We start from the raw sequence: 958 nt of genomic DNA on the forward strand, positions 1-958 counted from the left end.
CGCTGCGCCGCCTCGGCGAGGACGTGACCGAGGTGCTGGACTACCTACCGGGTCGGTTCCGCGTGCTCCGGCATGTACGGCCGAAGTTCTCCTGCCGTGGGTGCGAGGCCGTCACCCAGGCCCCGGCGCCGAGCCTGCCGATCCGCCGTGGCCGTGCCTCGGCGAGGCTGCTCGCGCATGTCCTGATAGCCAAATACGCCGACCACCTGCCGCTGTACCGACAGAGCGAGATCTATGCCCGGGCGGGCCTCGACCTACAGCGCTCGACGCTCGCCGACTGGGTCGGCCATTCAGCCACTCTGCTGAGGCCGCTGCTGAACGCCTTGGCTCGGCACGTCCTGGCGGGCGCCGTGCTGCATGCCGACGACACGCCGGTGCCGGTCCTCGCCCCCGGTCTCGGCAGGACCAGCACCGGCAGGCTCTGGGCCTACCTCCGCGATGAGCGACCGTATGGCGGCACGACCCCGCCTGCCGTGCTCTACCGCTACAGCCCGGACCGCCGGGCCGAGCATCCCAAGACGCATCTCGCCGGGTTCCGCGGCGTGCTGCAGGCCGACGGTTACACTGGATTCGACGGCCTGTACGACAGCGGCCAAGTGCAGGAGGCAGCCTGCTGGGCGCATGTCCGGCGCCATTTTTTCGAGTTGCACGCCACCGGCCAAGCGCCGCTGGCGACCGAGGCGGTGCGCCGCATCGGCCTGCTCTATGCCATCGAGCAGGACATCTGCGGCCAGCCATCCGATTCGCGGGCCAGGCAGCGCCAGGCCAGGGCTGGACCGATCCTGGACAGCCTGCGCGCTTGGCTCGACGAGACCCTCGCCCGGGTCTCCGGCCGCAGCGACCTGGCCGTAGCCATCCGCTATGCCCGCAGCCGATGGGAGGCGCTAACCCGCTACGTCGCCGACGGGCGGCTGGAGATCGATAACAACCCAGTCGAGCGCACAATCCGGCCGCTGGC

At 70.7% G+C, this 958-nt stretch carries 1 protein-coding gene; it reads left to right on the forward strand.

Annotated features, from left to right (window positions below):
* Nucleotides 1-958 (forward strand): IS66 family transposase (gene tnpC, locus H7965_RS30045; protein ID WP_186774109.1); only part of this gene is annotated, 958 nt, incomplete at both ends.

Source organism: Siccirubricoccus deserti (assembly GCF_014283215.1).
In the GTDB taxonomy this organism is placed as follows: Bacteria; Pseudomonadota; Alphaproteobacteria; order Acetobacterales; family Acetobacteraceae; genus Siccirubricoccus; species Siccirubricoccus deserti.